This is a genomic window from Kosakonia sp. (genome assembly GCF_032104925.1).
Classification (GTDB): Bacteria; Pseudomonadota; Gammaproteobacteria; order Enterobacterales; family Enterobacteriaceae; genus Kosakonia.
The window spans coordinates 77006-83714 of sequence record NZ_DAMCGF010000017.1; the positions used below are offsets into that span (position 1 = coordinate 77006).

Sequence of the window (6709 nt, forward strand, 5' to 3'; positions counted from 1 at the left end):
GTTACCGGGTGGTCATTCAGTTATAGGGATTTTAGCGCACACTTTCAACGCACAATCGGCAGAAAAACCACCGGTTATAGTTAGTGAGCGCTTATTAATGCCGCCAGCGCCGCGCGTGCGTGGCATCGCAGGCTTCAACATGGTTAAATAGCGTATGGATGAATAATATCGTTGCAGTGTTGCTACAGAGGCAATAATGAAAACCACCTCAGAAGAACTCGCGATTTTTGTGGCTGTTGTCGAAAGCGGCAGCTTCAGCCGGGCAGCGGAACGCCTGGGACAGGCGAACTCGGCGATCAGCCGTGCAGTAAAAAAGCTGGAGAACAAGCTGGGTGTCAATTTGCTTAATCGCACCACGCGCCAGCTCAGTTTAACCGAAGAAGGTGAGCGCTATTTCCGCCGCGTACAAAGCGTATTGCAGGAGATGGCGGCCGCAGAAACAGAGGTGATGGAAACCAAATCCACGCCGCGCGGTACGCTGCGCGTTGATGCGGCAACGCCGGTGGTGCTGCATTTCCTGATGCCGCTGATTAAACCGTTTCGTGAACGCTACCCGGAAATCAACCTTTCTCTGGTCTCAAGCGAGACGTTTATCAATTTGATTGAGCGTAAAGTGGATGTGGCTATCCGCGTGGGGAAACTGACGGACTCCAGCCTGCGCGCCCGCCCGCTGTTCAAGAGCTATCGAAAAATTATCGCCTCACCGGATTACATTGCTCGCTATGGCAAGCCTGAAACAGTTGAAGAGCTGCGTAATCATGTGTTACTCGGGTTTACCGAACCGGTCTCCCTTAACACCTGGCCGATTGCTTCTGCCGATGGTCAATTATTTGAAGCCACGCCGGATATCTCCTCAAATAGCGGAGAAACGCTTAAATACTTGTGTCTGAGTGGCAACGGTATCGCCAGTTTATCGGACTATATGATTGATAAAGAGCTGGCAAGTGGGGAACTGGTGGATTTGCTGGCGGATAAGCGCCTGCCGGTAGAGATGCCTTTTAGCGCCGTCTACTACAGCGACCGGGCAGTGAGTACGCGTATTCGCGCCTTTATCGATTTTATCAGCGAACATCTGCCGCAATAACAACAACGGGAGCATGACGCTCCCGTTAAACTCTTGATTAATCCCACTTCGGTGCGAGGCCTTCCGGGCTGACCAGACGGTCATTGCAATCAAGCTTCGCGATTTCCGCTTTATCTTCTGCATCCAGTTTCAGCGACTGTGCCAGCAGGTTGCTTGCCAGATTCTCACGCTTGGTCGAAGACGGGATTACCGCATAACCTTCGCCCATCGCCCACGCCAGGATAACCTGCGCGGGTGTAGCATTATGTTTCTTCGCGATACGGCCAATCACTTCATCTTTCAATGCCTTACCATACGCCAGCGTCATGTAAGAGGTGATATGGATACCGTGCTGTTTCGCCCAGTCAACGACTTTGCGGTTTTGCAGATACGGTGACAATTCAATCTGGTTAGTAGCGATGTTTTCCGCGCCCACAGCGGCAATGGCCTGCTCCATCAGTGGGATGGTGAAGTTTGACACCCCAATCTGGCGCGTCAGGCCCTGCGCTTTTGCCTTCATCAACTCATGCATAGAGACATCAACCGCCACAGCTGCGCCCGGAGACGGCCAGTGAATCAGGGTCAGATCAACATAATCCGTACCTAATTTTTTCAGACTCTCTTTCAGGCTGGGGATCAGTTTGTCTGCGCCCAGATTTTCGGTCCAGATTTTGGTAGTGATAAACAACTCTTCACGCGCAACGCCGCTCTGTGCCAGCGCTTCGCCAATGGCAGCTTCGTTACCGTAGATCTGCGCGGTATCAATCACGCGATAACCCAGTTCAAGGGCATTTTTCACAGAAGCGATAACCGCTTCGTCAGTCAAACGGAAGGTGCCAAGACCAAATGCAGGGATAGCCATAAGAATTCCTCTTTCTGATTTCGTATTGTTTCGTTGCGCTGATTATTCCCCGCTTCAGTGAGGGGAAAAAGAGGCGAAAACGCATAGGTTTTTTGCCGAAGAAGCAAAAGTAAGGAATTCAGGGCGCAAAGATAGTCACTTGCATTTTGAAAGTCACTATGTCACCGTAAGCGCAGAATCTAACCAGTAACCGGGTCAGACCATGAAAAATGAACCGCTTTGCAACGCTCCCTGCCCCATCGCCCGCAGCTTAGGCCGCATTGGTGACAGCTGGAGCATAATAATCCTGCGTGACGCTTTAGCCGGTTTCACACGTTTTGATGAGTTCCAGAAAAGCGCGAATGTCGCCCCCAACATTCTCTCTCGTCGTCTGAAAGAGTTGGTTGATGACGGGCTGCTGGAAAAAGTGAGCTACAGCACAACACCGCCGCGCTATGAATATCACCTGACGGCTCTCGGGCGCGATTTTCGCCCGGTGATCCTTGCTCTGGTGGAATGGGGGAATCGCCACTTCTCGCCAGAAGGCGCGCAAATAGAGTTAGTCGAGCGTGAAACACAGCGCCCGGTCGAGACCATTCTCATTGATAAAGCAACCGGCGATCCCATTACACCGGAGAAATATGCCCTGGTGCCTGGTCCTGCGGCTGCACCGGTTATCCATTACCGCCACGATTATTTGCAACGCAAACGCACGGGCGATAACACGCAAAAATTCGCCCCGCTTCACCATGTGAGCCGCGATCATGACGCGCAGTAACAAGAAAAAGGCACTCACCCTGCTGCTGTTAGCCGCAGCGCTGGTAGCCGCTGCGGGTTATGGCGTGTACTGGTGGCAAAGCGGGCGATTTATTCAGTCCACCGACGATGCCTACGTGGGTGGTGATATCAGCGCCATCTCCAGTAAAGTGTCCGGTTATGTCCAGCAGATTGCCGTTCAGGACAATATGCTGGTCAAAAAAGGCGACCTTTTAGTCCGCCTTGATGACAGGGATTACCAGGCTGCACTGGCGAAAGCCGCGGGCGAAGTCGCCGCGCAACGGGCGGCGCTGGCTGATATCGCCGCGACGCGTCAGTTACAGCTGGCAACCATTGAAGGCGCAACAGCATCGCTGGCTGCTGCTAAAGCGGTGAGTGATAAGTCAGCCAATGACAACCGCCGTTACAGCGCGCTGGTCATGTCCAGTGCCGTTTCTGCGCAGGTGCGGGAAAACGCGGCTGCGGATTATCGCCAGGCACGTGCACAGGAGAGCAAAGCGCAGGCGGATAACGCTGTCGCCACGCGCCAGCTGGCCGTGCTTGATGCACGGGAAAAACAGACGCAAGCCGCGCTGCAGCAGGCCCAGGCGAATCTTGAAATCGCGAAATTAAACCTGAACTATACCGAGATCCGCGCCCCATTCGATGGCGTTATAGGCAATCGCCGGGCCTGGTCCGGCTCCTTCGTCGGCGGCGGCACGCAGCTGCTTTCACTGGTTCCCGCGGAAGGCTTATGGGTCGACGCCAATTTCAAAGAGAGCCAGCTAGCCCATATGCGCCCAGGGCAACGTGCGACCATTGTGGCGGATGTTATGCCGGGTCGAACGTTCTACGGCCATGTTCTCAGCGTTTCCCCCGCGACCGGTTCACGATTTAGTCTTCTCCCGGCAGAAAATGCCACCGGAAATTTCACCAAGATTGTCCAGCGTGTACCCGTGCGTATCGCGCTGGAGGGTGAAGCGGCAAAACTCGGCGTATTGCGCCCCGGTTTTTCTGTCATCGTTACCGTTGACGAAAAGAGCGCGCAATGAGCACCACCGATGCGGTAACGCTGCAACCGGGCGTTTCAATGCCGGTGAGTCAGAAAGTATTTGCCTTCGCGACAATGTGTGTGGGCATGTTTATCGCCCTGATTGATATCCAGATCGTGTCGGCGTCGCTACGGGATATCGGCGGAGGGCTTTCTGCCGGCGATGATGAAACAGTATGGGTACAAACCAGTTATCTGATTGCCGAAATCATCATTATTCCCCTCTCCGGCTGGCTGGCGAGGGTGATGTCCACGCGCTGGCTGTTTGCCGCCTCCGCCGCCGGGTTTACGGTGATGAGCCTGCTCTGCGGCTGGGCGTGGAATATCCAAAGTATGATCGCTTTTCGCGCATTACAAGGGCTGGCGGGTGGCTCGATGATCCCGCTGGTTTTCACCACCGCCTTTGCCTTTTTCCAGGGAAAACAACGCGTCATCGCTGCTGCGACGATTGGCGGGCTGGCATCGCTGGCACCAACGCTCGGCCCCACCGTCGGTGGCTGGATAACCGAGAACTTCAGCTGGCACTGGCTGTTTTATATCAACATCGTACCGGGGATTTACATCACCCTCGCCGTACCACTGCTGGTAAAAATTGATACGCCAAATCCGTCGCTATTGCGCGGCGCGGACTATCTGAGCATCCTGCTGCTCGCGGTATCGCTGGGGTGTCTGGAATATACCCTCGAAGAAGGCCCACGCTGGGGCTGGTTTGACGACAACACATTAGCGATGACTGGCTGGGTGGCGTTGCTGTGCGGCATCTTTTTTGTTGTTCGCACGCTACGCCATACGCAGCCGGTGATGGATCTGCGTGCGCTGAAGGACAGAACGTTCACGCTGGGCTGCTACTTCTCGTTTATGGCAGGGGTTGGCATCTTTGCTACGATCTATCTAACGCCATTATTTCTTGGCACGGTGCGCGGCTTTAGCGCACTGGAAATTGGTCTGGCGGTGTTTTCCACTGGCCTTTTTCAGGTGCTGTCGATCCCGTTCTATGCGTGGCTTGCGAATCGGGTCGATCTACGCTGGCTACTGATGGCAGGGCTGCTTGGATTTGCGTTGTCGATGTACAGTTTTATTCCGCTCACCCATGAATGGGGAGCACAAGAACTACTGTTACCGCAAGCATTTCGCGGCCTGGCGCAACAATTTGCGGTTGCCCCGACGGTCACGTTGACGCTTGGCAGCCTGCCGCCGGCGCGGCTAAAGCTGGCATCAGGTCTGTTCAATTTGATGCGCAATCTGGGCGGCGCGATTGGCATCGCCTTGTGCGGTACCGTGATTAATGACCGAACCAATTTGCACTACAGCCGCCTCGCGGATCATCTCAATAATGCCTCTCTTTCCGTCACGGAATTCGTTCAGAGCAACATCAGCAGATTGGTTAGCCAGGGGATTTCATCAGATATCGCCAGCAGTGCTGCGCTAAAGAATCTTTCGGCCATCACGTTGCGTGAGGCCCGGACACAAGCGTTTTCAGATGCTTTTTATCTGATCATGTTAGGTTTTTTAATCGCTGCGCTGCTGGTTCCCTTAATGAAAAAACCGCAAACAGCGTGAAATTTCAGGAGAATTGATGATGAGCGTTTCAACAAAACGCATCGTGGTAACAGGTATGGGAATTGTCAGCCCGCTGGGTTGTGGTGTCTCGCACGTATGGCAATCGCTATTACAGGGAAAATCCGGGATTTCCCGGCTTGCAGATGAGGTTGTCGACGATATTCCCTGCAAAGTGGCAGGTCAGGTTCCGTCTATTGAAGAGGATCCGCAGTACGGTTTTGATCCACTGGTGGCTATTCCCGCCAAAGAACGCAAAAAAATGGATCGTTTTATTGAGTTCGCGCTGGTAGCGGCAAAAGAAGCTCTGACGCAGGCGAACTGGTTTCCACAGGATCAAGCGAAAAAAGATCGTACTGCCACGGTAATTGCGACTGGCATCGGTGGGTTTAACGAAATCGCCAATGCTGTGCGCACAACGGATGATCGTGGGCCGCGTCGACTCTCCCCTTTTACCATCCCCTCTTTCCTCGCCAACCTCGCTGCCGGGCATGTTTCCATTGCACATGGCTTTCGCGGCCCCATTGGCGCACCGGTTACCGCCTGTGCTGCCGGTGCGCAGGCCATCGGCGATGCCGCACGCATGATCCGTAGCGGTGAAGCGGATATTGCATTATGTGGTGGCAGTGAAGCGGCAATACACCGGGTTAGTCTTGCCGGTTTCGCGGCTGCAAGAGCACTTTCAAACAGTTTTAACGACGATCCAACAGCAGCATCGCGGCCATTTGATCGCGATCGTGATGGTTTTGTAATGGGAGAAGGCGCCGGATTGCTCGTTATCGAATCGCTGGAACATGCCCAGGCACGCGGTGCGACACCGCTGGCAGAACTGGTAGGATATGGAACCAGCGCGGATGCATATCATCTGACGGCAGGCCCGGAAGATGGTAACGGTGCGCGTCGCGCCATGGAAGCAGCCATTCGCCAGGCTGAGATTACCACTGCGGATATTCAGCATATCAATGCGCATGCGACCTCAACACAGGTGGGGGATAAAGGAGAGCTGGCGGCGATTAAGGGGCTTTTTGGTGACGCTCCGGTTGCAATTACCTCAACTAAATCCGCAACGGGCCACTTGTTGGGCGCAGCAGGCGGTATCGAAGCTATTTTCACTATCCAGGCTTTACGTGATCAGGTTGTACCGCCAACGCTGAATTTGCATCACCCTGATACCGAGGCAGAAGGGCTGCATTTAGTTGCGCTGACTGCGCAGCCGCTGGAGATACGTTATGCCTTATCAAATGGCTTTGGATTTGGTGGCGTGAACGCCAGCCTGCTGCTGAAACGCTGGGAGTGACATACGGCAAAAAGGGCGCGATTGCCCTTTTTTATAGAAATAACAGACGAAAAAAAACCGCATCTCGTTAGAGATGCGGCTCTTAAATGAGTGGCGGAACGGACGGGACTCGAACCCGCGACCCCCTGCGTGACAGGCAGGTAT

The 6709-nt window shown here is 54.1% G+C and carries 6 protein-coding genes; 5 read left to right on the top strand and 1 reads right to left on the bottom strand.

Going from position 1 to position 6709, the window contains the following annotated elements; translation table 11 throughout:
- Window positions 1-196: 196 nt before the first annotated feature.
- Complete coding sequence (gene yafC, locus RT644_RS22495; protein ID WP_313628187.1) at window positions 197-1084, top strand: DNA-binding transcriptional regulator YafC; 888 nt, start codon at window positions 197-199, stop codon at window positions 1082-1084.
- Window positions 1085-1121: 37 nt separating this feature from the next.
- Here the strand turns inward: yafC and dkgB are convergent, their stop codons facing one another.
- Window positions 1122-1925 (bottom strand): 2,5-didehydrogluconate reductase DkgB, encoded by an 804-nt coding sequence (dkgB, locus tag RT644_RS22500; protein ID WP_020456636.1) that lies wholly within the window; start codon window positions 1923-1925, stop codon window positions 1122-1124.
- Window positions 1926-2127: 202 nt separating this feature from the next.
- Between dkgB and RT644_RS22505 the strand changes: the two genes are divergently transcribed.
- Genes RT644_RS22505 through fabF form a run of 4 tightly spaced genes read left to right on the top strand, consistent with a single transcriptional unit; the run spans window position 2128 to window position 6565 of the window.
- On the top strand, window positions 2128-2682 hold the full coding sequence (locus RT644_RS22505) for a helix-turn-helix domain-containing protein (RefSeq protein ID WP_313628188.1): 555 nt from the start codon (window positions 2128-2130) through the stop codon (window positions 2680-2682).
- Entirely contained in the window at window positions 2669-3712 is a 1044-nt protein-coding gene (locus RT644_RS22510; RefSeq protein WP_313628190.1) for an HlyD family secretion protein, read from the top strand. Before RT644_RS22505 ends, RT644_RS22510 begins: the two co-directional genes overlap by 14 nt.
- A complete protein-coding gene (locus RT644_RS22515; protein ID WP_313628192.1) occupies window positions 3709-5271 on the top strand; it encodes a DHA2 family efflux MFS transporter permease subunit in 1563 nt (520 codons plus the stop codon). Before RT644_RS22510 ends, RT644_RS22515 begins: the two co-directional genes overlap by 4 nt.
- Window positions 5272-5290: 19 nt before the next feature.
- A complete protein-coding gene (gene fabF, locus RT644_RS22520; RefSeq protein ID WP_313628199.1) occupies window positions 5291-6565 on the top strand; it encodes a beta-ketoacyl-ACP synthase II in 1275 nt (424 codons plus the stop codon).
- Window positions 6566-6709 lie beyond the last annotated feature (144 nt).

Bases quoted from the DNA above. Each gene is read 5' to 3' on its own strand.
- yafC (WP_313628187.1), top strand. From the start codon at position 197: ATGAAAACCACCTCAGAAGAACTCGCGATTTTTGTGGCTGTTGTCGAA.
- dkgB (WP_020456636.1), bottom strand. From the start codon at position 1,925: ATGGCTATCCCTGCATTTGGTCTTGGCACCTTCCGTTTGACTGACGAA.
- RT644_RS22505 (WP_313628188.1), top strand. From the start codon at position 2,128: ATGAAAAATGAACCGCTTTGCAACGCTCCCTGCCCCATCGCCCGCAGC.
- RT644_RS22510 (WP_313628190.1), top strand. From the start codon at position 2,669: ATGACGCGCAGTAACAAGAAAAAGGCACTCACCCTGCTGCTGTTAGCC.
- RT644_RS22515 (WP_313628192.1), top strand. From the start codon at position 3,709: ATGAGCACCACCGATGCGGTAACGCTGCAACCGGGCGTTTCAATGCCG.
- fabF (WP_313628199.1), top strand. From the start codon at position 5,291: ATGAGCGTTTCAACAAAACGCATCGTGGTAACAGGTATGGGAATTGTC.